This window comes from Microcoleus sp. AT3-A2, assembly GCF_036705685.1.
In the GTDB taxonomy this organism is placed as follows: Bacteria; Cyanobacteriota; Cyanobacteriia; order Cyanobacteriales; family Microcoleaceae; genus Microcoleus.
Genome location: NZ_JAUBVF010000035.1, coordinates 1 through 25450, shown reverse-complemented (window position 1 = coordinate 25450; position 25450 = coordinate 1). Strand labels below are relative to the sequence as shown.

The 25450-nt window shown below is 45.0% G+C and carries 27 protein-coding genes; 10 read left to right on the top strand and 17 right to left on the bottom strand.

Annotation, left to right across the window (positions count from 1 at the left end; genetic code table 11):
• Positions 1-193: 193 nt before the first annotated feature.
• Positions 194-421, bottom strand: coding sequence for an exodeoxyribonuclease VII small subunit (gene xseB, locus QUB37_RS18965; RefSeq protein ID WP_333046043.1), 228 nt, complete (start codon positions 419-421; stop codon positions 194-196).
• Positions 418-1587, bottom strand: a complete 1170-nt coding sequence (gene xseA / locus QUB37_RS18960; protein WP_333164873.1) for an exodeoxyribonuclease VII large subunit — start codon at positions 1585-1587, stop codon at positions 418-420. The genes xseB and xseA overlap by 4 nt, the downstream gene beginning before the upstream one ends.
• Before the next feature lie 236 nt (positions 1588-1823).
• On the opposite strand from xseA, the gene QUB37_RS18955 reads away from it, so the two are divergent.
• Positions 1824-2558 carry a hypothetical protein gene (locus tag QUB37_RS18955; RefSeq protein WP_333164871.1) on the top strand — a complete coding sequence of 245 codons (735 nt, stop codon included), beginning with the start codon at positions 1824-1826 and terminating at the stop codon, positions 2556-2558.
• A gap of 45 nt (positions 2559-2603) precedes the next feature.
• On the opposite strand, the gene gmk is transcribed toward QUB37_RS18955, so the two are convergent.
• From gmk to QUB37_RS18935, 4 genes are all read right to left on the bottom strand, one after another.
• Positions 2604-3173 (bottom strand): guanylate kinase, encoded by a 570-nt coding sequence (gmk, locus tag QUB37_RS18950; RefSeq protein WP_333164868.1) that lies wholly within the window; start codon positions 3171-3173, stop codon positions 2604-2606.
• Positions 3174-3251: 78 nt separating this feature from the next.
• Complete coding sequence (gene remA / locus QUB37_RS18945; RefSeq protein ID WP_333046047.1) at positions 3252-3518, bottom strand: extracellular matrix/biofilm regulator RemA; 267 nt, start codon at positions 3516-3518, stop codon at positions 3252-3254.
• Positions 3519-4535: 1017 nt separating this feature from the next.
• Complete coding sequence (locus QUB37_RS18940) at positions 4536-6638, bottom strand: M3 family metallopeptidase (protein ID WP_333164865.1); 2103 nt, start codon at positions 6636-6638, stop codon at positions 4536-4538.
• 534 nt (positions 6639-7172) lie between these two features.
• A complete protein-coding gene (locus tag QUB37_RS18935) occupies positions 7173-8009 on the bottom strand; it encodes a hypothetical protein (RefSeq protein WP_333164863.1) in 837 nt (278 codons plus the stop codon).
• Positions 8010-8152: 143 nt separating this feature from the next.
• Here QUB37_RS18935 and QUB37_RS18930 point away from each other — a divergent pair, with 143 nt between their 5' ends.
• Positions 8153-8320, top strand: coding sequence for a hypothetical protein (locus QUB37_RS18930; RefSeq protein WP_333164860.1), 168 nt, complete (start codon positions 8153-8155; stop codon positions 8318-8320).
• Between the two features lie 488 nt (positions 8321-8808).
• Here the strand turns inward: QUB37_RS18930 and QUB37_RS18925 are convergent, their stop codons facing one another.
• Both QUB37_RS18925 and QUB37_RS18920 read right to left on the bottom strand, forming a co-directional pair.
• Positions 8809-9243 (bottom strand): hypothetical protein, encoded by a 435-nt coding sequence (locus QUB37_RS18925; protein WP_333142406.1) that lies wholly within the window; start codon positions 9241-9243, stop codon positions 8809-8811.
• A complete protein-coding gene (locus tag QUB37_RS18920) occupies positions 9224-9700 on the bottom strand; it encodes a type II toxin-antitoxin system antitoxin SocA domain-containing protein (RefSeq protein ID WP_333164858.1) in 477 nt (158 codons plus the stop codon). Before QUB37_RS18920 ends, QUB37_RS18925 begins: the two co-directional genes overlap by 20 nt.
• A gap of 114 nt (positions 9701-9814) precedes the next feature.
• On the opposite strand from QUB37_RS18920, the gene QUB37_RS18915 reads away from it, so the two are divergent.
• Both QUB37_RS18915 and QUB37_RS18910 read left to right on the top strand, forming a co-directional pair.
• Positions 9815-10195, top strand: a complete 381-nt coding sequence (locus tag QUB37_RS18915; protein WP_333164855.1) for a hypothetical protein — start codon at positions 9815-9817, stop codon at positions 10193-10195.
• A complete protein-coding gene (locus QUB37_RS18910) occupies positions 10192-10518 on the top strand; it encodes a hypothetical protein (protein ID WP_333164853.1) in 327 nt (108 codons plus the stop codon). The genes QUB37_RS18915 and QUB37_RS18910 overlap by 4 nt, the downstream gene beginning before the upstream one ends.
• A 5-nt stretch (positions 10519-10523) precedes the next feature.
• Here the strand turns inward: QUB37_RS18910 and QUB37_RS18905 are convergent, their stop codons facing one another.
• From QUB37_RS18905 to QUB37_RS18875, 7 genes are all read right to left on the bottom strand, one after another.
• Positions 10524-10871 carry a hypothetical protein gene (locus QUB37_RS18905; protein ID WP_333164850.1) on the bottom strand — a complete coding sequence of 116 codons (348 nt, stop codon included), beginning with the start codon at positions 10869-10871 and terminating at the stop codon, positions 10524-10526.
• Between the two features lie 291 nt (positions 10872-11162).
• Positions 11163-11330 (bottom strand): hypothetical protein, encoded by a 168-nt coding sequence (locus QUB37_RS18900; RefSeq protein WP_333164847.1) that lies wholly within the window; start codon positions 11328-11330, stop codon positions 11163-11165.
• A gap of 121 nt (positions 11331-11451) precedes the next feature.
• On the bottom strand, positions 11452-11745 hold the full coding sequence (locus QUB37_RS18895; RefSeq protein ID WP_333164845.1) for a TIGR03792 family protein: 294 nt from the start codon (positions 11743-11745) through the stop codon (positions 11452-11454).
• 26 nt (positions 11746-11771) lie between these two features.
• Complete coding sequence (locus tag QUB37_RS18890; RefSeq protein WP_333164842.1) at positions 11772-13982, bottom strand: PAS domain S-box protein; 2211 nt, start codon at positions 13980-13982, stop codon at positions 11772-11774.
• A gap of 566 nt (positions 13983-14548) precedes the next feature.
• Entirely contained in the window at positions 14549-15757 is a 1209-nt protein-coding gene (locus QUB37_RS18885; protein ID WP_333164839.1) for an AAA family ATPase, read from the bottom strand.
• Positions 15758-15828: 71 nt separating this feature from the next.
• Positions 15829-16374, bottom strand: a complete 546-nt coding sequence (locus tag QUB37_RS18880; RefSeq protein WP_333164836.1) for an RNA 2'-phosphotransferase — start codon at positions 16372-16374, stop codon at positions 15829-15831.
• Between the two features lie 321 nt (positions 16375-16695).
• A complete protein-coding gene (locus QUB37_RS18875) occupies positions 16696-17379 on the bottom strand; it encodes a methyltransferase domain-containing protein (protein WP_333164833.1) in 684 nt (227 codons plus the stop codon).
• A gap of 613 nt (positions 17380-17992) precedes the next feature.
• On the opposite strand from QUB37_RS18875, the gene QUB37_RS18870 reads away from it, so the two are divergent.
• The 3 genes from QUB37_RS18870 to QUB37_RS18860 all read left to right on the top strand — a co-directional run bounded on the left by QUB37_RS18870 (position 17993) and on the right by QUB37_RS18860 (position 23399).
• Positions 17993-20767, top strand: coding sequence for a diguanylate cyclase (locus tag QUB37_RS18870; RefSeq protein WP_333164831.1), 2775 nt, complete (start codon positions 17993-17995; stop codon positions 20765-20767).
• Between the two features lie 146 nt (positions 20768-20913).
• A complete protein-coding gene (locus tag QUB37_RS18865) occupies positions 20914-21495 on the top strand; it encodes a Uma2 family endonuclease (RefSeq protein WP_333164828.1) in 582 nt (193 codons plus the stop codon).
• 188 nt (positions 21496-21683) lie between these two features.
• Positions 21684-23399 (top strand): leucine-rich repeat domain-containing protein, encoded by a 1716-nt coding sequence (locus tag QUB37_RS18860; RefSeq protein WP_333164826.1) that lies wholly within the window; start codon positions 21684-21686, stop codon positions 23397-23399.
• Positions 23400-23529: 130 nt separating this feature from the next.
• Here the strand turns inward: QUB37_RS18860 and QUB37_RS18855 are convergent, their stop codons facing one another.
• Both QUB37_RS18855 and QUB37_RS18850 read right to left on the bottom strand, forming a co-directional pair.
• A complete protein-coding gene (locus QUB37_RS18855) occupies positions 23530-23736 on the bottom strand; it encodes a DUF6887 family protein (protein WP_333164824.1) in 207 nt (68 codons plus the stop codon).
• Entirely contained in the window at positions 23736-23912 is a 177-nt protein-coding gene (locus tag QUB37_RS18850; RefSeq protein WP_445300040.1) for a DUF6888 family protein, read from the bottom strand. Before QUB37_RS18850 ends, QUB37_RS18855 begins: the two co-directional genes overlap by 1 nt.
• Before the next feature lie 197 nt (positions 23913-24109).
• On the opposite strand from QUB37_RS18850, the gene QUB37_RS18845 reads away from it, so the two are divergent.
• The 3 genes from QUB37_RS18845 to QUB37_RS18840 are packed head-to-tail and all read left to right on the top strand — an operon-like array spanning position 24110 to position 25182.
• Positions 24110-24418, top strand: coding sequence for a hypothetical protein (locus QUB37_RS18845; RefSeq protein WP_445251257.1), 309 nt, complete (start codon positions 24110-24112; stop codon positions 24416-24418).
• The gene (locus QUB37_RS29870; protein WP_445300039.1) at positions 24405-24614 is read left to right on the top strand and encodes a hypothetical protein; all 210 of its coding nucleotides are present in this window, start codon (positions 24405-24407) and stop codon (positions 24612-24614) included. The genes QUB37_RS18845 and QUB37_RS29870 overlap by 14 nt, the downstream gene beginning before the upstream one ends.
• A 28-nt stretch (positions 24615-24642) precedes the next feature.
• The gene (locus QUB37_RS18840) at positions 24643-25182 is read left to right on the top strand and encodes a DUF6745 domain-containing protein (protein ID WP_445300038.1); all 540 of its coding nucleotides are present in this window, start codon (positions 24643-24645) and stop codon (positions 25180-25182) included.
• Positions 25183-25450 lie beyond the last annotated feature (268 nt).

Below are 25450 nucleotides of genomic sequence, written 5' to 3'. Positions count from 1 at the left end.
GTTTTTTACCGAATCTTTCGGCTGCAACGCGTCTTTTCGTAGAAAAACCCGCTTTCTGGGCCCCTATGCTAAATCCTATGAATTTAACACTCCTTTTAGCGAGGACTTTCGCTATGCAACAGGGAATTAATTCCCTATCGGACTTTCGGTAAAACGCGCTATTTCATCCACATTAATCCGAGTTTATCTCCGCTTAAAAATCGGGTTCTGCGGCTAAAAGCTCGATCGACAAATCCATCTGTTCCTTCCCCCGCGCCAAAAATCTTTCGCACTCCTGCCAACACTCTACAGCCACCCCAAACTGCTCGAAAACCTCTTCTAGAGGCAACTCTCCCGATTCCACCCGATCGATAATTGCTTCAATTCGATCGACCGTTTCCTCATAATTCCAGTCAGACTGGCGCAACTGTGAATCAATCATAACTTTTCTTCCGCATCCAATACTTCTACAATCTTAACTTTCAGCACGCCCCGACTCAACCTCACAGTCAATTCCTCTCCCAATTCCAAACCGTCAGTTGTGCGAACGATCGTACCGTCATTTTGGATTACCGCCGCATAACCCCTTTGCAAAACCGCAGCCGGATTCAGTGCAGATAACTTTTCTTGCAATACCTCCAGTTTACCAGTTGCTTGCCGCAAAGTTCGGGATGTCGCAGGCAAACGTTTTAATCGATTTTGTAACAGTTGCAAATGCTTTTCTTCTGTCTGAAATCTTGCCCGCACAGCACTTGCTAAATTGACCATTCGCTGCTTGTGTTCAAAGTAAATATCTGCCAAAATTGGTACAGCTTGAGCCGCCGCCGCAGTCGGAGTATGGGCTCGTTTATCTGCTACTAAATCGGCGAGAGATTCATCTCTTTCGTGCCCGATACCTGTAATAATTGGAATCGCACAATTCGCGATCGCCCTGACAACTCTCTCATCATTAAAACAAGCCAAATCTTCCGCAGAACCACCGCCGCGCCCTAAAACGATCACATCAGCCCTACCGTCCAATTCTACCCGGGCGATCGCCCTAGCGATCGCAGCAGCAGCCAATTCTCCCTGCACTCCTGTCGGCGACAGCAATACCCGCAAACCCGGATATCTTTGGGCGAGAGTGCGCTGAATGTCTCCCCAAGCAGCGCCAGTATCGGATGTCACCACGGCCACAATTTGCGGGTGTGCGGGAATCGGGCGCTTTCTGGCGGGATCGAAGAAACCCTCAGCATCCAAGCGCGATCGCAATTGCTGCAACCGCAAAGCCTGTAATCCTTCCCCAGCCGGTAGCGATTGCACAACAGTCAACTGGTACTCGCCGCGATTTTTGTAAACCCGGATGCTTCCCAAAACCAGCAACTGTTCGCCTTTTTCCGGGATTTGCACCAATTTTTGCCGCTGAGAATTCCACACCACGCAGCGAATCGCAGCGCTTTTGTCGGTGTCGCACAAAGTGAAAAAGCAGCCGCTGGGGTGGTGCGAAACGTTGGACACCTCGCCTGTCAGCCAAACTGATTGCAGGTTGCGATCGCCCTCCAACAAGTCTTGCAGGTAAGATGTTAGTCCGGCAACAGATAAAGCTGTATCGGGAAGAATTGAAGTCATCCAATTTTAGATTTTAGATTTTAGATTTTAGATTTAGGCTACTATCAATACTTCGGACAGTGTGCGATTGCCAAGCGTAAAATAAGGGTGTCAGGACGATTGCAGCATCGACTTCCTAACGAAAAATCAAGGGTTTCCGACTAGGATCTCAAAATAGTCCGGACTATTGTAGTATATCTAAGGTAATTTATTTGTAGGCTGAGCGGGCGATCGTAAATTTAACTGCAAACAAACTAATGATATCAGATACAATGACTTCGATGAATGTGCTGCGCCAAGAGGCTGCGGCGATCGGCATTACTGAGGAAGAAGCCAGAAAATATGGCGACCTCCGACATAAAAGAACTTGGTCTTTGGCGATCGAACATCACCTCTCAATGCAAGATTTTGCTGATCGCATAGAACAATCCTTCACAACTTCCGAACCCGATTCCTCCAGCGCACTCAACCACTCTCAGACTGCGGAGTCGAAAGACTATGGTATTCAGCTAACTGCGAATCTAGGCGAATCTAGAGTAACCAGGGAGAACCAAACAGCCTCTGTTGCTTCGCCACAACAGCAAGCAGTAGCAATCGGGCGATCGCACGGCAATTCCGACCACCCCAGCAACCAAAACCGAGGTTTTAAACAAGTAGTTCAAAATCATATTAAAGCATTAACAATTGCATCCGCCTCACGCACAAATCTGCCCCATTCACAACAGGGCAATTGGGTGTGCCCTGAGTGTGGACAGGAGGGCGAATTGGATTGTTACCTTTGCGCCGGAGAAGGCAATGTAGGGGACATTGCAGTTATTGGCTGGACGCTAGCTTATATGGAAATGTTGGGCTGTTCTGCTCGCGAAATTGAACCGTTGAGAAAAATTTCGCCTTCATTGAATATTCTGGAATTGAATTTAAAAGTTTGTGTTGCTATCAAACAAAGTAGCGAAGTTTTAGCCAGGACGGAGAAATGGGTAATTAGTCATTAGTCATTAGTCATTAGTTATTAGTCATTGGTCATTAGTTATCAGTCATTAATTTCCTGAAAGCTCAACCAAATTAAGTAGTGATTCTAGCTTTTTCAAAGCAACTTCCAAGTCGTCATTAACAACTTGGAAATCGAATTCCCCAGCAGCTTCAATTTCCTCTTTAGCCCGCACCAACCGACGGGCGATCGCACTTTCGGAATCTTGACCCCGACTCCGCAAGCGCCGTTCCAATTCTTCCCAAGAAGGAGGTAAAATAAAAATTCGCAGCGCCTCTGGAAACTTATTTCTAATTTGCCTTGCTCCTTCGAGTTCAATTTCGAGCAATACCCATTTTCCCTCACTGGTACCCTGCTGGAGAGCAAAATAAGGAGTACCGTAAAAATTGCCGGCAAACTCGGCCCATTCCGCCAAATCTCCAGCCTCAACCATTTGTTCAAAACGGCTGCGGCTGACAAAATAGTAATGCTTTCCCTCAATTTCTCCCTCACGGGGCGATCGAGTTGTCACCGATACCGAAAGATATAATTCGGGATGGCGATTGAGGAGCGATCGTACTAAGGTGCCTTTCCCCACACCGCTAGGCCCCGTCAGAACAATTAATTTACCAGATTTCATTTTTAGAATAGAAACGTGTAACAATTTAAGTTTCCGCTTACTTTAGACTGTAAACGCTCAAATTGCAACTGACAAACCTCAATCATCCCGACCTTGACCGTCTTTGCTCACCACAAAACGATTAGCAACCGTTTCCGGCTGAATCGCCGACAGGATGACGTGACTCGAATCTGTAATAATGACCGCTCTCGTGCGGCGGCCATAAGTTGCGTCAACCAGTTGTCCCCGCTCCCGCGCATCAGTAATAATCCGCTTAATTGGCGCTGACTCGGGACTGACAATGGCAATCACTCGATTAGCAGACACAATGTTACCAAAACCGATATTAATTAATTGAATATCCATGAAAATCTTAATCTGTAGGTGAACTATTAACTATCAATCCTTACTTTTTATTATATACAAATATTTTTTATTACACTCCTAAAATTAATCTCAACTAAGTTTTTTAGTTGAGATTAATTTTTTACCCTTTTGACGCCGAGTCCCCCGTTCTTTATCAAAAATTTAAAAAACACTCGCTGTTGCCGCTCTATTTTAAAGATTCGGTAAACTCCTCGATTTTTAGTTGCAAATAAAAGCATTAGCTGTATCGAGAAAACGGTTCGGAAATGTTGCGAAATATAAATTTAATTTCCAAGACAGGGAATTCAAGTATAATCAGTGCTCAATGACAGCAAATATTCGCAAATGCTGGTTTTATCAGCCTTCAACCTAAACTAAAAGCTGCTGGCGATCCTCATCGTTGGCGTAGCCCCCGTAGGGGCGGGCTTCGCTAACGCACTTTCTGCGCGATTTTCCACCAAAAGATGGGGGATGATGTGCCAAACTACAGATGTTTATTGCATGATCTTCTACAATAAAATGGGTTGGTAGTAAAAATTTTAGTCCTATTAATACCAATAAAAAAGTATTGCTATAATTATCAATTTTCTAACTATTATCAAAATTTTCCGAGTCCCGCACCGGACAAGGCATTGCCGTTTCCCTACAGATGGGAACACGATTATATGTAGCAATAGTTTTTGGGATTAGTATAAAAATCTGAGCGCTTTAGTTTTTACTACAAACATTTTAAATTCAGCACAAGTTAGGCAAAAAGTGGTTTTACGGATGATATGAATTCCTGTTGCATTGGAATGGAATGATTAAACCGCAGAGGGCACAGAGAACACAGAGGAAGAAGAGAGATATAATTCCGATGCTACCGGATTTGATATGTATTATAGCGGTAATAATTCATGCACACCGCACCGTACAGATACAGGATATGTGTAAATCTTATTCAACAAAAAACAGGGATTAATGCAGATAAATTCATCCGCATTAATCCCCAGTAATTCCACAGTAGATTAAGCCAGATTAAGCTGCAACTAAACCGCTGTGTTTCAACAAAGCTTTAGTGCTCGGTTCGCGTCCCCGGAAAGTTTTAAACACTTCCATCGGGTGCAAACTGCCGCCCAATCCTAATACTGTATCTCGGAAGCGCTTGCCTGTAGAGGCGATCGCACTTTCATCTTCCAAACCCGCTTCCTCAAACGCCGCAAAAGCATCAGCGCTGAGCACTTCCGCCCATTTATAACTGTAATACCCCGCCGCATAGCCGCCCGCAAAAATGTGTCCGAAAGCGCACAAAAATGCGTCTTCTTCCAGAGGAGGCAAAACGGTCGTAGTTTTAGCGATACGGTTGCGGACATCGGCCACAGTTTCGCTGCCGCCCGATCGATAGCAGTGGTGCAATTCGATGTCAACGCTGCTAAAATGTACTTGCCTGAGCATGACGGTGCCGCTCATGTAGTGGCGCGCTGCTAGCAGTTTTTGGTAGTAGTGTTCCGGCAAAGTTTCCCCGGTTTCGTAATGCTTTGCCATCCCGAACAAAGTAGCGCGGTCGTAACACCAATTTTCCATAAATTGACTGGGCAATTCCACTGCATCCCACTCAACATTATTGATGCCCGAAGCCCCCGGATAGTCTACCGTTGTCAGCATATGCTGCAAACCGTGACCGAATTCGTGAAACAAAGTTTCGACTTCCAAGAAAGTCATTAAACTCGGTTTGCCGTCAACCGGAGGACTTTGGTTGCACACCAAATAAGCCACCGGCAACCGCGTGGTTGTTTTTCCCGCTTCCACAAATTTAGCGCGCACTACGCACTCGTCCATCCAAGCACCGCCGCGCTTTTCCTCGGGGCGACTGTAGGGGTCTAAATAGAAATTGGCGATCGTATTTCCGGCTTCGTCATCTATTTGGAAATAGCGCACATCTTTGTGCCACACAGGAGTTTGACCGTCCGCCGCAGTTACTGTCACGCCAAATAGCCGATTGACTAATCCAAATAACCCCTCTAATACCTGTGGCAAAGCAAAATAAGGTCGCAATTCTTCGGCACTAAAAGCAAACTTTTCTTCCCTGCGCCGTTCCGACCAAAAACCAATATCCCAGTGCTTCAAATCTCCAGCTTCCGCCGCGCCTTTTTCGGCTGCAAAAGCTTTCAATTCTTCTAAATCTTTGACAGCAGCATCATAACTAGCCTGACGCAATTCTTCTAACAAAGCTTCCACTGCTGTAACGTCGGGAGCCATTTTGCTCGCCAAGCTCAATTCGGCATAACTACTAAACCCGAGCAAAGCAGCTTTTTCCTGGCGCAAAGCTAAAATGCGATCGGTCAACGGCCAGTTATTCAATTCTCCGCTACTTGCTCTGCCGATAAAAGCTTTGTACAACTTTTCGCGCAAGTCGCCGCGGGTGCTGTGCTGCATGAAAGGGCCGTAACTCGGAAAGTCTAAAGTAATCCGCCAAGGGCCGTTTTCAGCATCCGCATTTTCTTCGCCAGCGCTGCGAGCGGCTTGAGCTGCTAAACTTAACAAACTCGGCGGCAAACCGTCAATTTCGTCTTTGTTTGTGAGGGTGATGCTGAATGCTTTGGTAGCGTCGAGGACGTGATTGGAAAATTGGGTAGTAATTTCGGCCAATTCTAATTGAATGGCATTAAAACGCTCTTTTTGCTCGCCTTCTAAACCGACGCCGGAAAGTTGGGCGTCTCGGAGAGCGGCTTCGACAATTCGCTTTTGAGCTGACTCTAAGCTATCCCAATTTTCGCTAGCCCGCAGCGCTTTAAAAGCTTCATAAAGCGGTTTGCTTTGACTGAGCTTGCTCCAAAATTTTACTACTTCCGGCTGCACTGTTTCGTGAGCCGATCGCAGTTCCGGGCTATTTTTCACCCCCATCAAATGTCCGACAATGCTCCAGCTCCAATTTAAACGCTCTCCGAGTCGCTGCAATGGTTCTACTAAGCCGCTCCAAGTCGGTTCTACAGACGATTCTAAGGCAGCTAGCGAGGCTTCTAGTTCGGTCAGCAGTTGGGTAACAGCGGGGACTACGTGTTCTGGTTTAATCGCATCAAATGGAGGCAATCCTTGACCGATTAGTAACGGGTTATCAGCAATAGTTACGGTTGCAGTCATTGATTTTTCTTGTAACAGGTTGAAAACAGTTGACACTCTCCGGGCTAAAGCCACGGAGATTCTTAAGACCACAATTTGAGTCTTAAAGGCGCTGACAAATCGCCTCTACACGCTCAAAACAACTACTAATACCAGAAGTATTGCAATTGCGCTTACTTTTGTCTTTTTATACTTTCAGAGTCCATCACCAAGCCAGTTAGGTACGCTCAACAATTCACTATTGCTTGTTTAACCAGACTACGATAGAGTCGAGGCGAGCTAAATCAGGAGTTACACCTTTTGAGATTGTTTCAACACGTAGATGGTTGTTCTTACTTGCCTTTCTAAATGTTCTAACACAAAGCCGTCAAGCGAAGGACGGGGCTTCAGACTCATTTTGTTGGTGAACTAGACAGATTAGCTTTTAATCTTTTAACACAGTTGTCGAAAAAGTAGGACTCGATCGGACGTGAGTCGGAGAGTCGGAGAATGTCGAGCGTGTCCGATGGAAAAAGTATTCCTTCTGACTGATGACTAATGACTGATGACTAATGACTAATGACGGTTCTCTGGCGTGTGCTGCAACTCCTTGACAACCGAGATTAAGCGCTTGAGGTGAGGTTTGACAACTTCTTGCTGCTCGTGTTCCAAACGGTGGATTTGAGCTTGGACGATCGACAAATCGGCCGTCGATTGGTGCGCGGGAGCTAGCAGTTGGCTTTGCAAATTCGCCATGACTTTCTGGATTTCCAAAAATCGAGTATTTACTACTTCCCAGTCGTCTCGGCTGATAGAAGTTTCTGCCAAGCCTTGCGTGGCGATTTGCAGTTGCTCTATAGCCTGTTCCACAGCTTGGAGATTCGCCGATTGGCCAACCGATAAATCTTGCAGTTGTTGGCTCACCTGCTGGCGGACATCGAGCACAGCAGAGGCCACGATTTCTTGCAAAGAAGCTACCGACTCTCCTAAACTCAGCAACTGCCGCTGGATGTCGATCGACTCCTCAAAGCCCTCAGCCCTAGGCATTGCAGCCATTTGCTGACGCAGCGCTGCAATATCTGCAGACAACTGCTTGCGTAATTTAACAATTACCGTCACCGCCGTTTTTTCGACTTTATTGACAGACTTTTGGACTTGGGCCATTTCCGAATTTTGATGCACCCGCACTTGCTGCTCGAACCGATACCGGTTAGCAACATTCAGCGACAAAGCCAAGGTTAGGGGAGCCACCCCGTAAAAAGCTTGACCCGACACAGCCACCGCCAGGGAACCCACACCAGAGGCAGCCAGAGAGGCGTACTCTGCCATCTCCAGCCAGTGCCTTTGAGGAAAACTTGGTCTCAAGTGGTTTGCAACAGAGGGTTTTGGCTTCCGCACGGCTCTTTGGGTCATAGTATTTGCTCGTTGTTGGTAAGGTTGCGAGACTGGGTGGAGCATCGATTTCTATCCTTTTTCAGTTATATGTTTTAGATTATTTCTTGGCACTCTTCTATTTTTACCTTTGTGAGTAAGTTAAGGATGACTGCCATATTATTATGTATTTGGGAGCCTGTGACGATCGCGCCCAATTCCGGCTGTTAAAAGGTTCGCCCCAACGCGCCCTCTATTTTACAGGAGTTAGCGCGATCGGGTTCGGGCGATCGACAATAGCTGCCCAGGCTAACCGAACAATGCCTAAGACTATTTTAGATTTTAGATTTTAGATTAAAAGTTAAAAAAATGCGACCTACTGAGGGCGATCGTCGTTTGGAGCTTGTCGGGAGTTGCCTTGTTGTTCGCGCATTGGTATAATCTACTCTTTCTCGATTGCACCGCTCAAATTTACTGCAAAAATTGACCAATGAACTCAGAAAAACCCGGAATTGGCGATCGGCTAAAGTCTATTTTCAGTATCGCAATCTTTATCATTCTCGTACTAGGAGTAGGCTTTTTAAGCGTGAATTTTATTTCAGCTCTCTATGCAAAATTTTCTTAAAATTAGTCCTGGACGCATGGGGTTCAGAAACCAAGTTTCTTTACAAAAATACTTCGTCGCAGCCTCCTGATAAGGTAAAAAACCCGGTTTCTTTAGTCGGAGTGAGTCCCAGACTGTTTGAGATTCCCAACTTCTTCAAGAAGTCTCGCATCTTAAGCACGAGATCAGTTGTTTGGATTGCATTCTCCCTTCTTCCTTCTTCCTTCGGTTATAATTTCAACTGTAAAGATTGTGGTCTGGGTCTAGCCAGACAATATAAAAAACATTTTCACTAAAAAAGCCATGCACCCTGCCGTATTCATTAGCAGATATTTGAAACTGGTAGGGGATATTGATTAGGATATCTTCATTGGGAATCCCAAAGCCATTAGGTTCAGTAGTATTTTTCCAAACTATGCCATGACAGCGCAGACTTTTACTTTGATTATTGATAATTTCTTGAGCGTTCAATTGTGACAAATCGCGCAGCCTTCTCAGTAAAGACGCTAGATACTTAGCATCTCTACCGCCAATTGAAAACTTATCTTTGTCATCCTGATAATACCTGAAAGAAAAACTAATTCCTTCCGGTATTTTTACATCAAGACGATTGATGCTAGATAAAGATTCCTGGCGGCGTATATCTGCTTTCTTAATTTTCTTCGATGACACGGCTTTTGTAAAATTCTCTCATTGATTCCTTGGTAATAATAGCATGAGAAGGTTCATCTTTTGGCAAATCACCTCTAGCATTAATCCAAGGGTCTTCGCGGCGCACCATCAATTCTAACTCATAGGCATCGCAAAAGAAATATTCGTCGGATAACTCGTCTAAAAACTCTTGTACTTCTTCGGGAAATTCGGGTTTTTCGACTTCTTTCAGAATTGGCTTCCAGTCAAATTGTTCTTTGTATTCATAAAATAAAGCCGGGATAGTCGGCCCGTGCACCCAAGCTTCAAAATCTTCATCAAAAAGCGGTGTATCTTCAAAGGCTAAATACCATGCTTGGGCGTAGTACAAGAGTTTTTGTAGCTTGTGGTTGCTGAGATAGGAGCCTACGTCATTCGCGAACCAGATGTAGTAATCAGCGAGTTTTGAGGCTGTTGTGACTGTAGTTATTGTGGTCATATAACTCGACTCAATAAGTTTTGTATTCTATGATAGCACAGACTGTTAACAGTTAACTATTATAGGTTATAATATGTTTGTTTGCAGTTCAGTTTTTCTCAGATAAGGTTAAAGTTGATTTTTGATGAAGGTAGGCAATTAGAGATTGTGCAGGCAATTGAGCGGGTGAGAGACGGAATTTTCTGGAAACCAGGAAAAGCAATGTCTCATTTACTCAAAAGGATTAATTTAGGTCATTTAGGGCCGGATGCGACCCTTGAAGAATATAATGGAGTTATCAGTTTTATTGTTAGGGATGCTGATGCTCAAGTTTATGTGTATGTCTACGGAAAAACGTTTTATCCGACAGTTACCAGCAGTGTAAATAACACAATAGGGCTGGTAATGATGGGCTTGGATGGAGTTTTAGAAACGGCTTTTCCTCCAAAGGAACCGGAAAGCTACCTGGCTAATTCAATGTTTATTTATGTAGGTTTAGTTAAGGATTTGTTATGAATACTTTGGTAAAAAACTATTGTGTAATGGTTGAATTTCCTGATGTGAGTGGGGCTGAACATTTAGAAATGTTGCAACTTAGAGATGAGTTGGCAAAAGTTGAATCTCAACTGAGTGAGGAAGAGAAAGGTTTATTAGCAAATGCCGATCGACGGTTAGTTGAACAAGCAATGGAGTTTTATGAGGAGTTGTCGAGATTTGTGGATTTAACCCAGAAGCGCAAATTTGAGGAGATTATACCTCAGCGTTGGTGGTGGTATTTGGATGTTTTGGCATTGTTGCCGAATTTGAGGAAACAAGAGTTGACAAGCGGTGTTGTTTGAAATGTTTATTCACTGTCGATGTTTGTTAAGTGCGATCGTCTAGTTTTGATATACTGCTTTAGTACAGGTGACAAAGTGTAAAGACTTGCTTCTTTTTCAATCAAGCAGCGCCGCGATAGAGATTGCAATGCGTTTAGCAAATCGGATGATGATATTTGTGCATTTTGTAGCAATTTAGCGAAGTTGACTGGCTGGTTTTCTGTCGCCAACAATGACATAACTTGTTTTTCTAGTTCGGAAGTGCGATCGTACTGCTGCTGTAAAACATCTTTCAAATCTTCGGGTAACAATATAGTATCATCTATTAATAACTCACTCGCGCCGATTCCCAACTCTTGAATCAAAGTCGCCACGCTTTTTAACCATAAGGGATTGCCTTGGTAGCAGTGAATGAGTGCTTCGCAGTCATCGATTTCTGTTAATCCTTTATCTCTGAGAATTTCGGCGTTGCTGATTCACGGTATGAATCAACTTTTCGCTTGATGTTAAAAAACTCACCATACTTGGCTTATAGCAATTGGGAAATCTGAATTCCTACCTGTATTCAGCAACGCCAAAATCCCATCTCTTCTTCTCATCACAATCTTATCAATAGCCACCCTTCCACTGCGACGATTGTACCGAGATTGATCGCCCCTCACGCATCAAGAGCGATCGCCTCTCACAGCAAATACCAAACACTGCGATGATTCTACGAATTGCGATCGCCCTTCGCCCATAAAGATCGATCGCCCTTTCTTGTTTCTGATGAGCGATCGATCGCATAAAATGAAAGATCGATCGCCCTTCACACCAAATACCAAACACTGCAATGATTTTACTGAGATCGATCGCCCTTCACACCAAATACCAAATCGATGTCTGCGGTACAATCAAGATAAAACTTATGATTAATTGTTCAAAATTTCACACGCTCAACTGACTGCTGACTAACTAATGCAAAAACTTGCGGACTTGATATTCGCGACTTTCGGCGATCGCAATTTGCAAATCCCCCATTTGAGCATCCAACTCATCTATTGTGCTTTGTGGCACAGACTTCCACTTCTCCCTAGTTTCCCAGCGAATCAACATCACCACCTCATTTTCCACCGGATCTACCCAAATTTCTTTGCCTAAAAAACCGTCCAAACTTTTTAGTCCCGCCGTCCAAACTTCCTGATCTCGCTGAATAAACTGCTCCCACTTTTCTTGAGGTACTTTAAATTTTAGCCACTCAATTACCATCTTATTTCCTATTTGTAAATAGCTAATTAATCGTTGCCGATCGCAATTTTAATGATCAACTCCGTTCCCTCTCCCGGACGCGAAACACAGTGCAACTTACCGCCGTGCTTTTCTACTACTAAATGCTGGGATATTGCTAGACCCAAACCTGTGCTCGTGTCCTGACCTTTAGTGGTAAACAAAGGGTCAAAGATGCAGTCGAGGACTTCTTCAGTCATGCCAGGGCCGTTGTCACTAATGGCGATCGCAACTTCGTTTTCCCCTACCACGGAGGTCCGAATCCGAATTTCGGGATTGAATATTTCAGAGTTCGGCTTAGCTGAAGACAAGTAAGACTGATTTTGAATTTTACCATAATTTTCGGCATTTCTCCCCCCTTCTTCCAAAGCGTCGATCGCATTTGTCAACAAGTGCATGAACACTTGGTTTAAGTGCCCCGGATAGCAGTGAACTCGCGGCAACTCTCCGTACTCTTTAACTAGAGAAATCCCCGGCCTTCCCCCTTTAGCTTGCAGGCGATTTTGCAATATCAGCAAAGTGCTGTCCAAACCTTCGTGGATATCAGCCGGCTTCATTTGGGCTTCGTCGGTACGCGAGAACAAGCGGAGCGATCGCACGACATCGCGAATCCTTTCAGAACCGACTTTCATTGAATTTAGCAGTTTTGGCAAGTCTTTTTTGATGAAGTCTAAGTCTAATTCTTCTATCAAATCTTGAATTTCCGGCACGGGATGGGGATAATACTTTTGGTAAAGGTCGATCGTTCGCAGCAGTTCTTGAATGTAGCCGGTGGCGTGGCTGACATTGCCCGAAATAAAACTAACTGGATTGTTAATTTCGTGCGCTATTCCTGCTACCAACTGCCCCAGGGATGACATCTTTTCTGTTTGAATCAGTTGAGTTTGAGTTTGCTGCAAAATTAACAGCGTCTGCTCTAATTTAGCCGCTTGTTGTCGCAGGCGTTCTTCGGATTCTTGCAAAGCCACAAGAGACTGTTTGCTGTCTGTAATGTCCAATCCCACAAATACCGCCGCCGTATTGTTATGGTATTTTTGAGCTACTATTAGATAAGTTTTATTTTCTCCTCTGATGCTCGCTGTTACTTCTTGAGATGTTTTCTTTTTATGGTTGGCAAAGAAATCGTATACTAAATCGTTAAATTTGGGACTTGTATCTAAAAAACCTACTTTTTGACCTATAAATAGTTCGGCAGGCATTTTGTAAGCGCTAGCTAAATGTCGATTTACTCCCAAGTAGCGCAAATCGGAACTTACCCAAGAAACTAATCCCGGCACCGCGTCCAAAACAGCTTGAAGTTGCTCTTTTGCCTCTACGAGCGCTGATTCTGCTGCAAGGCGAGCGGAAATGTCGCGGGCGATCGCGCAGCGGTATTCGCAGCCACCGTATTCTAAATAATTGACCTTAACTTCGACGGAAAAACTGACGCCGTCTTTGGTTTTGTAACTGGTTTCAAAAGTGAGGTTGGTTTGCTGCTTGAGTTGGGCCCAGTGTTCTCGCCAATCCGATGCTGGCAACTGCGAATCGATGTCGCTAACTCTCATGTTTAGCAGTTCCGATTGCGAGTAGCCGAAAAGATGGCAAGCGGCTTTATTCGCGTAGCAAATTTGACCGTCGGAGGTACTAAAAAAGATTGTATCAGCAGCATTTTCGAGGGCAATTTGAGTTAGTTGTGGTATTGTTTCTAACTGCTTGCTTTTGACCTCTGACTGAAATTTATTATAGCAATTCGTTTGAGCGGGAGCCTCACCTATCTTAGATGTCAACAAAATCAAACCGCCGATCGCACCTTCGTTATTTTTCCAAGGCTGAAATACCCATCTTACCGACTCGCTGACAGAGCCACTTGCGGTTTTTCCTGATACAGATGCGATCGATCGCCCTGCCACAAACTCGCTGTATTCCAAAACTCCCGTCAAACAAGCCTGGGCATTTTGCTCCCAATATTCCGGGAGATTCGGGAACAGTTCCCAATGAGATCGGCCGAGTGCCTCGCCGTCGCCCCACCCGCAATCTGTTTCCCAGCGACGGGAAACCGACAGATAGCGCATTTCACAATCTACCATTGCCACGGCTTCGGCGGAGCGCTCCACAAACCGCCGAAATCGCTCTTTACTCTCGGACACGGTTGCCTCTGCGGGTTGTTGGGCGATCGGGAAAGTCCCGTCAACGTACCTTCCCAGTCCCTGACTTTTTTGCTGAACTGGCTTAGTGTGCACGGTTTGGGATTTCCTCCATAGCTGTCAAGTTTGAAAAATTCTGTTTGAGACCAAAAATGCTGTTTTTCCCTGATTTCCTCTCTCGGACAATACCCTTAGAGGGTATCACCCATCATTGATATCATTTTTGATGGGGATATGTCTATAGGCATTAGTGTCAGTTTAAGACCAAAGCTAGTGCCCGGTTGCTGTTTGACGATTAGGCATAGATCGCCCTGGCGCCCCCAAATAGTCGGAAGGGACTGGAGTGAGATCTTGTCTCCCCCGACTATTCCAGGGCGCCAGAGGGCAGCGAAACTAGGCAAAAAACGAGAGAGACAAAGGGTTTTAGGCGATTGTTGACACCAATGTTCTATAGGTACTCAAGAAAGTTTCCCCAAACTTTGATATTCAGAAGATTTCCTAATGATTGTTCGGTATTTTATACAAGTTCCCAAAAGAATGCAACTGTAGGCCCGCGATCCAAACCTTGAGCTTCATCAGTCATTCGCAATCGAAAATCGAACATGGTATGAGATCGTGTAGTCAGTGCGATCGCCAGATAGCTTGAGAATGCAAGAGAGCGCTCAAACAAATTTGTGCGTAAATTCACTGGTAAAATCCACTCTCCCTTTCCGTAACATTGCAGGATCTAATCTTTCAGTCGTGTTGCAAGTCATCAAAACTACGAGTTTTTGCTGAAATTGAATGCCTTGATCGTCGATGACGCTTTGATACAAAGTTCCGTCCAGCAAACTCAAAATATGTTCAGTTTTGTTAGTGCGTTGGGCCTCTGCAGTCGATCGATCTTGAGCCAAATTATCAGCCTCATTGATAATAATACAAATCCGCTCTAAATAACTCGGTGGCACAAAATTTTCCACAGCATCATGGTCTAAGATAAAAATCACATAACCCAGAGGCACTAAAATTTCCTTTGCTACCGCTTGCGTCCAAGCAGTTTTGCCCGTCCCCGGTTCGCCACTAACCAAAACAGCCAACTGATTTTGATCCAAAATTGCCTGCTGAACTGTATCGGTAAAACTTTGAACCTCCGCAGAAAACGTGCGAATTGGGAACTGGCTGTGAACCTGTCCGACGCGGCTTTTGTACCCGCCCAGAATCACCGCTAAATTATAAGTTGCCTTGCTAACTAGCGGCGCCATATCTTGGCAAATTAGAGTGTAACAGCGTCTTCCCCTGTCGTAACTGTCAATTTGCAGCCAGCAGCCGAATCGAGTCCAAGAAGCATAAACAGTACCCAAAACTTCCAAGCGTTCCCAGCTAATAAATCGTTCCGGGGGATAAGAAAAATGTCTATCCATAAAAGACTGGGTAATTGCATCGGGTTTCCCTAGCAAATCCAGAACTTTGAAAACAGTAATCTCTTGGAGTTTGTTGAGAACGTAGTCGATGGGAATGCTAGCGCGGCTGACCAATTGCACCACCGGCGTTTCGGTAACTAAAACATCTTTGTAGCGGTAATCCGGGTAAACAGGCTGCGGAGTAATGTAATCCCAAAATTCATCAATTTCGTAGCGAGTATTTTCCGAGAATACATTTAAAATATTTGCCCACCAAGTATATTGGTGTCGTCCCATTGCGTCGGCAATGTCGCTAGCTGCCCCTAAAGTTTTTTGAGCTAGTTCTAATGGGTCGCTAGACGCTAAATGTACCAAGTGTTCCAAATCAAGTTGACGGTAAAAAGGTCGCCAACCCGATCCTAGCAGACCTCTATTTTGAGAATTGTTTTGATAAAAATTGTTTTCGCGATCGCCCATATCTGCCGCACTCATTTTGCAAAACTCCTACTTACTCTTATTTTACAGTTTTTGTGGTACACATTCTACAAAAAAAGTGAAAATTATCAACTTATTTTGAGATAAGCGGGCGGCACAAAATCTACTAGCCAAACTTTGTTTTCCGAGCAGTAAAATGTATGACCATCGCGTTGCATGGCTGCGGCATCTACAGTAAAGACTACCGGGATGCCATGTCTTGCACCTACTTGGCGCGCCGTCTGGATATTCACGGACAAATGAACATGATGTCGCGACATTTTCCTAATTCCTTGACTGAGAATAGACTCGACGGCTGTGCTACCTGTTCCGTGATATAAAATATCCGGGGGAATAGCGGGTTCTAACTGCAAGTCAACCTCTACGCTGTGTCCTTGGTTGGCACGAATTAGAGTGCCTGTGGAGTCAAAGGAAAAGCGCTGCTTGTCGTTTTGCGCGACTACTTTTTTGAGTTCTGCAAGCTGAAGGGTAAAGTTATTTTTTTGGCACGCATCGAGGAGTTCGCTAACAGGAACCCAGCCACCGGGAGCGAGTTCAATGCCGATGCGCGAGGGGGCGTGACGCAGGTGTTTGCTGAGATATCTGCTGATTTTTTCTAATCGAGAATCGTTCATAGTTTTACTTTATTTATTGAGCTTTTAAATCACCTTTTACAAAATCTCAATAGCGGGTTATCTTGTTGATGGGGTGCGGGTTTGTTGAATCTGTTTGCACTGCCAGAGGGCGCTTGAGTGAACCCGCCTCTACAGGTTTCCGGAAAATGCTTCCCGGACGTAAAAAATGGTCTTACGCGCGAATTATAGCGGTAAGGTGCGGCCTTACGCACCTACATAATTAGGTTAGGCGACCGGGAACCAGAAACTGTTCTGGGTGCAATTTTCACGAGTTTTATCTTTTGATAATTATCAAAAAATTTGCCTTCTGCCGAATGCCTTCTACCTTGGAATAACTCCGCCAAAAATAGCAAAATTTAGATAGCGCCAGTGACATCCTACTTCGGCAAAACCTGCTTCTGCAAGCCAGTTTGTCTGCTCTTCCACAGAGGAGGGAATATCTTCTTCTCGATATTTTTGAAACCAGGCTGCATCGTCTTCTCCGTTAGCTTTCATGTACTGCCGCCACAACTGTTCGTATTGCTCAGTCAGCCGGGGAGTAGCACCTGTCACAATATCTCGAATTAGCAAAATTCCCCCTGGATTCATCGAGTGGAAAAGTTTGTGAAATAGCTGTTGTTTACCTGCGCTGTCGAGGTGGTGGATTGCCAAGCCTGAAACTACCAAATCGTAACCGCTGCCAAAATCATCTTCGGCAAAGTTTCCTTGCTGCAAGGTCAGCCGTTCTCGGAAAGCAGACAAGTTAGTTTGGCAAGTTTTCAGCATATTTTGGGCCATGTCAAAGGCTAGGACTTTTGCTTGAGGAAATGCTTGCAGAATCATAGCCGACAGTATGCCAGTTCCCGCGCCTAAATCCAGAACTTTTATGTTAGCATTAGTTTCAGAAGGGATGAGCTGCAATATTACATCGTGTTGCTCGCCATAGCGCGGAATGAGGCGGGGAATTAAGCCGTCATAATCAAAGGCTCTTTGTTCAAAATGGTCGCGTACAGCGTCTAAATTCACAGACGATTTTCCTCAAATTGTTAATAGTTGAGTGCGTCAAGCCAGTTGAGCGGTTTTCTTCTCTGAAGGCATATTACATTTGATAATACAAAAAATATACAAACCTGTCAAGATGTTGAAGAAAATAATTTAAAAGAAGTTACGGACGATCGCCAGACAGGAACTTTGTGCGCCAAAACCCGCCCGTGATTTGGGAACTGTCTAGCCCTGCACATATATCTCCTTCAGTGCAGATGAGGCAGAATGCCACACACCCGCAAGCCTGCCGAAGACGAGACTTTGTGCCAGATACTAGGAGTAATTGTGAGAAAAGATTTGACAGTTATGATATCCGTTTTAAACAAAAATGTAACTGTCGGTGTGTGCTCCCCACTATCAATTCCTCAGTAATTCCCCCTAGTAAAATATAAAAGATAACAAGATAAAAAGGAATGAGCCAGCAGCCGATGATCGGCTATATCTGAAAAAATCAGTCCTCAGATTGACAAACTTTAGCCAACTATAAACAAAAATTGAGTTGACTTCCGAGTGGATGTGATACCTACCAATTTTTCAGGAAAATGAAGAGATACAAAATATTACACCAGTCGGTGCGGGAAAGAAAATTGTGATAATGAATCAGGATGCGAGTAGATTAGGTGTCAGCCGTCAGGGGAAGATAGAAGCAATGGAAATCCAACAACGGAGTAAGGATAAGCCCGATCGCCCGCAACAAAACGCGTCCGATCGGCTAGGTCAATTTTCTACGACCAAAGAACTAGATTGGTCGCTACAAGAATGTTTAGATTTTAAAAGAGCGATCGACCGATCGGCACTTGCGATGAGGACGGACGGGCGAGGAATTATCAACTATGTCAGCGAACGAGTTTGCTCAATCTCCAACTATTCGCAAGCCGAACTAATCGGCTGCCACTTCGGCATCCTCCATTCGGAATATAAATCTTCGGAAATCATCAAAAATCTGCTATTAACTGTTGCCAAAGGTGAAATTTGGCAAGGAGACATTCAGAATAAAGCCAAGAATGGAAGTGATTATTGGGTGTACGCAGCAGTAGTTCCACTGTTGGACTCTAAGGGAAAACCCTATCAGTATTTGGCGATCGGATTCGACATCACCGATCGCAAAGCCGTTGAAGCAGCCCAAGCCGAAGCCAACCGGGCAAAAGACGAATTTCTGGCGATCGCATCCCACGAACTGCGATCGCCCCTGAGCGCGATTTTGGGATGGGCGCAGCTAGCTCGATCGCGCAATTTCAACGAAGCCACCACCAGCCGGGCTTTGGAAATCATCGAGCGCAACGCCAAATTACAAAACCGACAAATAGACAATCTCCTCGACCTCTCGCGGTTGCTGCGAGGGAAAGTGTGCCTGAACATCGGCCAAGTTCACCTCCCATCTATCATAGAATCTGCGATCAACACCCTCCGTCCCGCCGCCGATGCCAAAAACCTTCGCGTAGAAAAACATTTCGACCCCGCCGTCAGCTACGTTTTGGCAGATGCAGAACGCTTGCAGCAAGTAGTCTGGAACCTCCTTGCCAACGCCATAAAATTCACCCCAGAATCGACACCATACCCAGTTCAAGTGCGGATCGAGTCTACTGAGTCGGGCGTCTTGATTCGGGTCAGCGACAGCGGTTGTGGCATTGACCCCAAATTGTTGCCGCACATCTTTGACTACTTCCGCCCTGCAGACAGCTTCCAGAACAAGGAACAAAATCGGCTTGGGCTCGGGCTCTCAATTGTGCAGCAGTTAGTGGAACTGCACGGGGGAAGTGTTTGGGCTTCGAGTCCCGGTCTCGGTCAGGGGGCGACCTTTGGGGTGCGGCTACCGATTGCCAAGGAAAATGCACAGGACGATCGCACTGCTGCGATCGCCCAAAGGGAAAGCAGACCCGGATCGGTTTCCAAACCCCTAGCGGGAAAGCAAGTCCTGGTTGTCGAAAGCAGCGCCGAAATCCGCCAATTTCTCAAAACAGGCCTCGAAGCATTTGGAGCCAAGGTAACAGCGGTGGGTAGCGCCGCCGAAGCGATGGCCGAGTTGCAACAGTCGCGACCCGACGTGTTGGTGAGCGATATGACGGTATCGGGAGACGACGGCTGCGATTTGATCCGCCGCATCAGAGCAATGGAAATGTCCGAGCACAGGGAACTGCTGCCGGCTGTGGCGCTGACGGGAGGCATCGAGGAAGAAGATTCGGCATCGGCGCTGGAGGCGGGGTTTCAGAGGCATTTGTCGAAGCCGGTGGAAGCGAATCAGTTGGTGAGCGCGATCGCCCAATTGGCTGGACTGACTGGATTCGGCTCCGGAGAGTGGGGTTCGGCAAATGTCCGGGCGACCACACCCCAGGCCCCGCTGCCGGAACCTAACAATTTTGACGACAAAAATCATTGGGAACAATTAACAAGTGACAGCCGAGAATTACCGCTGTTGCTGGTAGTAGAAGACAACAATTTTCTGCAGGCTTACCTCCAAACTTTATTAAGTCCGTACTATCGAGTCGCCGTGGCAAGTGACGGGGTGGAAGGTTTAGAAAAAGCCAAAAGTTTGCAGCCAAATTTGATTGTTAGCGACCAAATTATGCCCAGACAAAACGGACTAGATTTGCTTAAGGAGATTCGGAACACGCCAGAATTGAAATCGACTCCGGTAATCTTTTTGACAGCGCGAGCGGGGATGGAATCTCGGATCGAAAGTTTGGATGCGGGTGCTGACGATTATATCTCTAAGCCTTTTGACGAGAGGGAATTGCTCGCGAGGGTGAGAAATTTGTTGCGATCGCACTCAGCCGAACAGCAGTTGGCGGAACTCAACCGTCAGTTGCAGCAGCAGAAACAGCAGCTAGAAACAGTGAATCGAGCCTTGCATTATTTGGCAAATTACGACAGTTTGACTGAGGTAAGAAACCGCCACTCTTTTAATGAATATCTCGATACGGAATGGCGACGTTTGGCGAGGGAAGAAGCACCGCTGTCTTTGATTATGTGCGACATTGATTATTTCAAACTTTACAACGACACTTATGGTCACCAAGCGGGGGATGAATGTTTGCGGCAAGTGGCGGCGGTGATCCAGCATTCGGTAAAGCGAGCGGCAGATTTAGTAGCGCGTTACGGTGGAGAAGAATTTGTAGTAGTTTTGCCGAATACGGATATTGAAGGTGCCACTTGCGTAGCTGAAATGATCGCACAACAGGTGCGGGGTTTGCACATAGCTCACGCTAAGTCTGCTGTCAGCGAATATGTGACGCTGAGTTTGGGTGTAGCTTGCTGCATTCCGGGGGCGAAGTCGCAGCCGGGGGATCTAATTGCGATGGCCGATGAGTCGCTTTATCGGGCGAAAGAAGCAGGGCGCGATCGGGTTTCGGTTGCCACATTTCAAGGATAATATAATAGTTAAATCAACTTGTATGGTGCGTCTGACATCGATCGTTTCAATTTAAACAAGTTTTTTGGATCAGACGCACCATACCAATGTGATTCCAAAGTTGGGCGAATTCAAATTACTATAAAATAGTTAAACGAGGTCGTGCCATGACAGCAAGCTTAGACAAACCAAAAGACCAGCGCCTAATTCACTCCGGGATTGATTGGCAACAATTCAAGCTAATCGAGCAGGGGTTTTCTGATTCCCCCGGCATCCGACTTTTTTATCTCAAAGGTGAGGTAGAAATCTTCGCAGTTTCGCAAGAACATGAAGTCTTTAGCGGTGTCATCGCCCTGTTGCTGGGTACGTATTTTGTAGAAAAAGAAATCGATTTTACTACCACAGGAAGCTTTACCCAGGAAAAAGAAGGAAAAGCCTCCGCACAAGCAGACCAATCTTACTTAATTGGCAAAGCATCGGGAGGCATTGCAGACCTCTCGATCGAAGTTGTATTTACTAGCGGTAACGAAAGCAAGTTGAATCGTTACCAAGCCTTGGGAGTCCCCGAAGTTTGGTTTTGGGAGGATGGAGTATTTGGCCTGTATCATTTGCGATCGCACGGATATGAAAAAATTGACCAAAGCGAAATATTGCCTGATTTAGATATTAATTTATTGTCTCGCTGTCTGCTGATTGCTTCAAGGGTGGAAGCGGTTAAAGAATGGAGGCGAGGCATTTCGGGAGATTAGATGAAAAGTGTTTTGTGAGTGCGACACCGCCTGCAATCCGAGTTACAAATTGCAATACTGGCGATCGCGATCGGGTGGTTAATAAGTGCGTGCGATCGCTGGCATAATCCCCAAAACGCCAGAGATATTTTATTTAAGGTAGATACCGACATCAGATTTTAGCAACTTTTCTAGGAGGTTATTGCCCTATGTCCTCTCAACAACCAAACCCTACGACCACTTCTGACTGGCGCTTGCACTTTGGCAGCCTTTCACAAGAAGCGAAGCATACAGTTAACGTGCTGTTGTTAATAGCACGAAATTCTGGCTTTTATAAATTGGAACAAATACTGTCAAATTTGACTAATCTGAATCTGGAAAACAATCAAATATCAGACCTAACACCCTTGCAATCTCTGACCAATTTGACTAATCTGAATCTGGGAAACAATCAAATATCAGACCTCACACCCCTGCAATCTCTGACCAATTTGATAGAGCTGAATCTGGAAAACAATCAAATATCAGACCTAACACCCCTGCAATCTCTAACCAGTTTGAAATATCTGAATCTGGACAACAATCAAATATCAGACCTAACACCTCTGAAATTTCTGACCTGTTTGACATATCTGAATCTGGACAACAATCAAATATCAGACCTAACACCCCTACAATCTCTGACCTGTTTGACATATCTGAATCTGGACAACAATCAAATATCAGACCTAACGCCCCTGAAATCTCTGACGATTTTGACATATCTGAATCTGGACAACAATCAAATATCAAACTTAACACCGCTGAAGTCTCTGGTCACCAATTTGATTAATCTGAATCTGGACAACAATCAAATATCAGACCTCAAACCCCTGCAATCTCTAACCAGTTTGAAATATCTGAATCTGGAAAACAATCAAATATCAGACCTAACACCCCTGCAATCTCTGACCAATTTGACCGATCTGAATCTGCTGGAAAACAATCAAATATCAGACTTAACACCCCTGCAATGTCTGACCAATTTGAAAAAGCTGTCTCTGCCTAACAATCTTTTATCAGACCTAACACCCCTCCAATATCTGTGGAAAGCTATCGCCAATTCCACAGAGCGAGTCGATCGCACCCGTGCCACAGCAGCGATCGAATTTGCCTACGCAGCTCTCGGCAAGACTTGCCCGAAAATTATTTTTTGTTCTAGTCCCCACTCCGCCCTAACACAGTTAAAACAATTGAATGATCCCACTAATAAAAATGATTTTTTTCAGCGTATTTACAAACAGCTAGAACCAGCCTGTCTGCCGTTTAGGTATATATATTTTTTGTGCGTGTATTATTTCGCACTAACAAGTGAGCAACCACAGCCAAAAACAGCTTTTTTCCAGCTTATTTACGAACAGCTAGAATCGGCATATAAGCCTTTTAACTTAATAAGATATAGTAGTTCGTATTTGCCACAATTAATAGAATGGGAGCGGCAGATCACACAAGAATTGCAACGTGATTTTTGGGAATATTGTAGAGACAACTCAACGTCGATCGTTAATCGGGCATTCCTGTGGGATACAATCTGTGTGGCTGACTTCTGTGTCTCTGTACTTAGAATTGTTCTCAACCCAGATGCACAAAAAGCTTTTGAATGCTTGAAGCACCTTTTAGTTGAATGTGGCTGGATTTTTGCGTTTGACAAGGTTTGCTATGTGTGCGATCGCCCTTTAAAACTCTCCCTCGACAGCGAACATCGACTGCACGCAGAAGGAGAAAGCGCGCTCGAATTTAGTGACGGCTACAAACTCTACTCCTATCACGGCGTCACCTTGCCCGAAAAATACGGAGAAATTCACCCCAATCAGTGGGAATCTACCTGGATTTTAGAAGAAGAAAATGCCGAATTAAGGCGAGCGTTAATTCAGGGAATTGGTTAAGCCAGAATTTGCCAATAATTGCAAGCCACAGAATTAGATTGCTGGCAAGAATACACGCTGCTGATAATTGATGTTGATATTGATGGCTTCTATCCTGATGATGATGTTCCTGAAAACGCGAGACAGAAAACTAACCTTTGTATTCTTTCATTTGCTGGCGAATGGCTGCCTCAATCTTAGTATCAAAATCCGAATCTCCCACTTTTGTTATAATTGAATTCGATCGCTTTTTCCGCCGATCTAAGTAGGCTTGCAGTGCAGCTTTATCCCCGCGATTTTTAAGAAAATAACGTTTCAATTCTCCATCTGACATTGCAGTATAATCTACTTGGCTCATTAAAATACCTCCCCATTTGGAGCAATTTCAATCTCAATTTCCTCGTCATATCCAGCCAATACGAACAAGTTTTTGCTTCTCTCGTCAATACAGATGAGGTGAATAGGTTGTAATGCCAAATATGTCAAGTAGTAACTAACTCGATACAAACCCTCTAGCTGCGCGTAGGTAGGCATCCAAACCAAAAACTTTCTCGAAACTGGCATCTATTGTAGCATTCCTGTTTGCGATCGCACTTTCACCCTCGAAGATAACGTCTATCAGTGCAGCAAAGAGTTATGGAATTTGGTTTGTGGCTCTTGACAGCCATGTATTACGAATGTAGTGTAAAGTGGCGGTAGAAAAGCTCGATCGACCGACACCAGCAAACAAAATGGATAAAAAACCTATGCAACCTATCCGACAAGGCGACGTAATTCTCACCCCCGTACCGAAAATCGAAGGAGAAAAAAAATCTCACCTAACTCTCGCCGAAGGTGAAGTCACCGGACATTGTCACCAGATTATTGAGGGACAAGCTGAACTTTACGAAAAAGACGGCACTCTGTACTTGCGGGTGCTTTCACCGACAGCTTTATTGAGTCACGAAGAACACCATGCGATCGCAATTCCCGAAGGTAATTGGATGGTGCGAATTCAGCGGGAATATGAGCCACAAGGTTGGAGGTATGTCGCAGACTAAGGTTAAAAAACTAACGCAAGAACAAACAGCTTTGATTCCAGTTTATCGGGAAAAGTGGAGAGCGATCGCGCTTTCCACTGGCCCGATAAATCGCTCTCAAGCGGAGGAAACAATTAAATTGGCTTACAGTGCGATCGGCAAAAAAGCACCGGAAATCATTTGGCAGTTTGTGGGATTTTTGCATTTTGGTTCTTAATTTACCTCATTCCTACGGCAGAAATTGGATGGTTTTTCAATACATTGTCCGGGATTGCGGCTTGATTTATCCCTATGACAAAGTTTGCATTGTCTACGAAAAGCCGATCGCACTTTCTGCAGACAGCAACCACCGCTTGCACGCCGAAGGAACACCAGCGGTACAATTTGCCGACGGTTTTTCGATTTACGCCTATCACGGCGTGATTTTGCCCGAATGGTACGGCAGGCTGCACCCGCACGAGTGGCAGTCTAAGTGGGTGTTGAAGGAACAGAATGCAGAAGTTCGGCGGGGATTAATTCAGGGCATTGGTTACGATCGCATTTGTCAAGAATTAGCGGTGACAGAATTAGATTGTTGGCAGGAATACACTTTATTAACCATCGAGTTTGAGGATGATTTTGATCAAATGGGTAATGCAAAGCCAGTTTATTTGTTAAAAATGACTTGTCCGAGTACGGGACACATTCACGCTTTGCGAGTGCCGCCTGATGTAACATCTGCTAAAGAGGCAATTCGCTGGGTAAATTGGGATATTGACCCAGAGGAGTTTTCCGTGCAAACCTGAGTAATACAAATTTAAAAAAGTGTTGCTACAATCATTAGTCTTATACCAATTGTTAAAAGTCACAGATACCCGCGCCAGACTTAGGATCAGCCGTTTCCCTACCCGATATCTGTACCTCATTGAAATACTCACCGTCCTGAAGGAGCGGTGATTCTTGACGCTTCATAGGGTTCTGCTACCGAAGTAGTCTAACAATCCCTCTGCGCCCGTTTTGAGTCGTGGCGATTCCCCATCCCGACTTTTTCGATATTTTTGGATGCGTTTTGAT

Excerpts from the sequence above, each read along its gene's own strand:
- QUB37_RS18870 (WP_333164831.1), top strand. The coding sequence starts at position 17,993 with ATGAATCAGGATGCGAGTAGATTAGGTGTCAGCCGTCAGGGGAAGATA.
- QUB37_RS18930 (WP_333164860.1), top strand. The coding sequence starts at position 8,153 with ATGTATTTGGGAGCCTGTGACGATCGCGCCCAATTCCGGCTGTTAAAA.
- gmk (WP_333164868.1), bottom strand. The coding sequence starts at position 3,173 with ATGAAATCTGGTAAATTAATTGTTCTGACGGGGCCTAGCGGTGTGGGG.
- QUB37_RS18865 (WP_333164828.1), top strand. The coding sequence starts at position 20,914 with ATGACAGCAAGCTTAGACAAACCAAAAGACCAGCGCCTAATTCACTCC.
- QUB37_RS18880 (WP_333164836.1), bottom strand. The coding sequence starts at position 16,374 with ATGAACGATTCTCGATTAGAAAAAATCAGCAGATATCTCAGCAAACAC.
- remA (WP_333046047.1), bottom strand. The coding sequence starts at position 3,518 with ATGGATATTCAATTAATTAATATCGGTTTTGGTAACATTGTGTCTGCT.
- QUB37_RS18855 (WP_333164824.1), bottom strand. The coding sequence starts at position 23,736 with ATGAGCCAAGTAGATTATACTGCAATGTCAGATGGAGAATTGAAACGT.
- QUB37_RS18850 (WP_445300040.1), bottom strand. The coding sequence starts at position 23,912 with ATGCCTACCTACGCGCAGCTAGAGGGTTTGTATCGAGTTAGTTACTAC.
- QUB37_RS18885 (WP_333164839.1), bottom strand. The coding sequence starts at position 15,757 with ATGAGTGCGGCAGATATGGGCGATCGCGAAAACAATTTTTATCAAAAC.
- QUB37_RS18935 (WP_333164863.1), bottom strand. The coding sequence starts at position 8,009 with ATGACCCAAAGAGCCGTGCGGAAGCCAAAACCCTCTGTTGCAAACCAC.
- QUB37_RS18895 (WP_333164845.1), bottom strand. The coding sequence starts at position 11,745 with ATGGTAATTGAGTGGCTAAAATTTAAAGTACCTCAAGAAAAGTGGGAG.
- QUB37_RS18940 (WP_333164865.1), bottom strand. The coding sequence starts at position 6,638 with ATGACTGCAACCGTAACTATTGCTGATAACCCGTTACTAATCGGTCAA.
- QUB37_RS18845 (WP_445251257.1), top strand. The coding sequence starts at position 24,110 with ATGGATAAAAAACCTATGCAACCTATCCGACAAGGCGACGTAATTCTC.
- QUB37_RS18920 (WP_333164858.1), bottom strand. The coding sequence starts at position 9,700 with ATGACCACAATAACTACAGTCACAACAGCCTCAAAACTCGCTGATTAC.
- xseB (WP_333046043.1), bottom strand. The coding sequence starts at position 421 with ATGATTGATTCACAGTTGCGCCAGTCTGACTGGAATTATGAGGAAACG.
- QUB37_RS18910 (WP_333164853.1), top strand. The coding sequence starts at position 10,192 with ATGAATACTTTGGTAAAAAACTATTGTGTAATGGTTGAATTTCCTGAT.
- QUB37_RS18840 (WP_445300038.1), top strand. The coding sequence starts at position 24,643 with ATGGTTTTTCAATACATTGTCCGGGATTGCGGCTTGATTTATCCCTAT.
- xseA (WP_333164873.1), bottom strand. The coding sequence starts at position 1,587 with ATGACTTCAATTCTTCCCGATACAGCTTTATCTGTTGCCGGACTAACA.
- QUB37_RS18955 (WP_333164871.1), top strand. The coding sequence starts at position 1,824 with ATGATATCAGATACAATGACTTCGATGAATGTGCTGCGCCAAGAGGCT.
- QUB37_RS29870 (WP_445300039.1), top strand. The coding sequence starts at position 24,405 with ATGTCGCAGACTAAGGTTAAAAAACTAACGCAAGAACAAACAGCTTTG.
- QUB37_RS18860 (WP_333164826.1), top strand. The coding sequence starts at position 21,684 with ATGTCCTCTCAACAACCAAACCCTACGACCACTTCTGACTGGCGCTTG.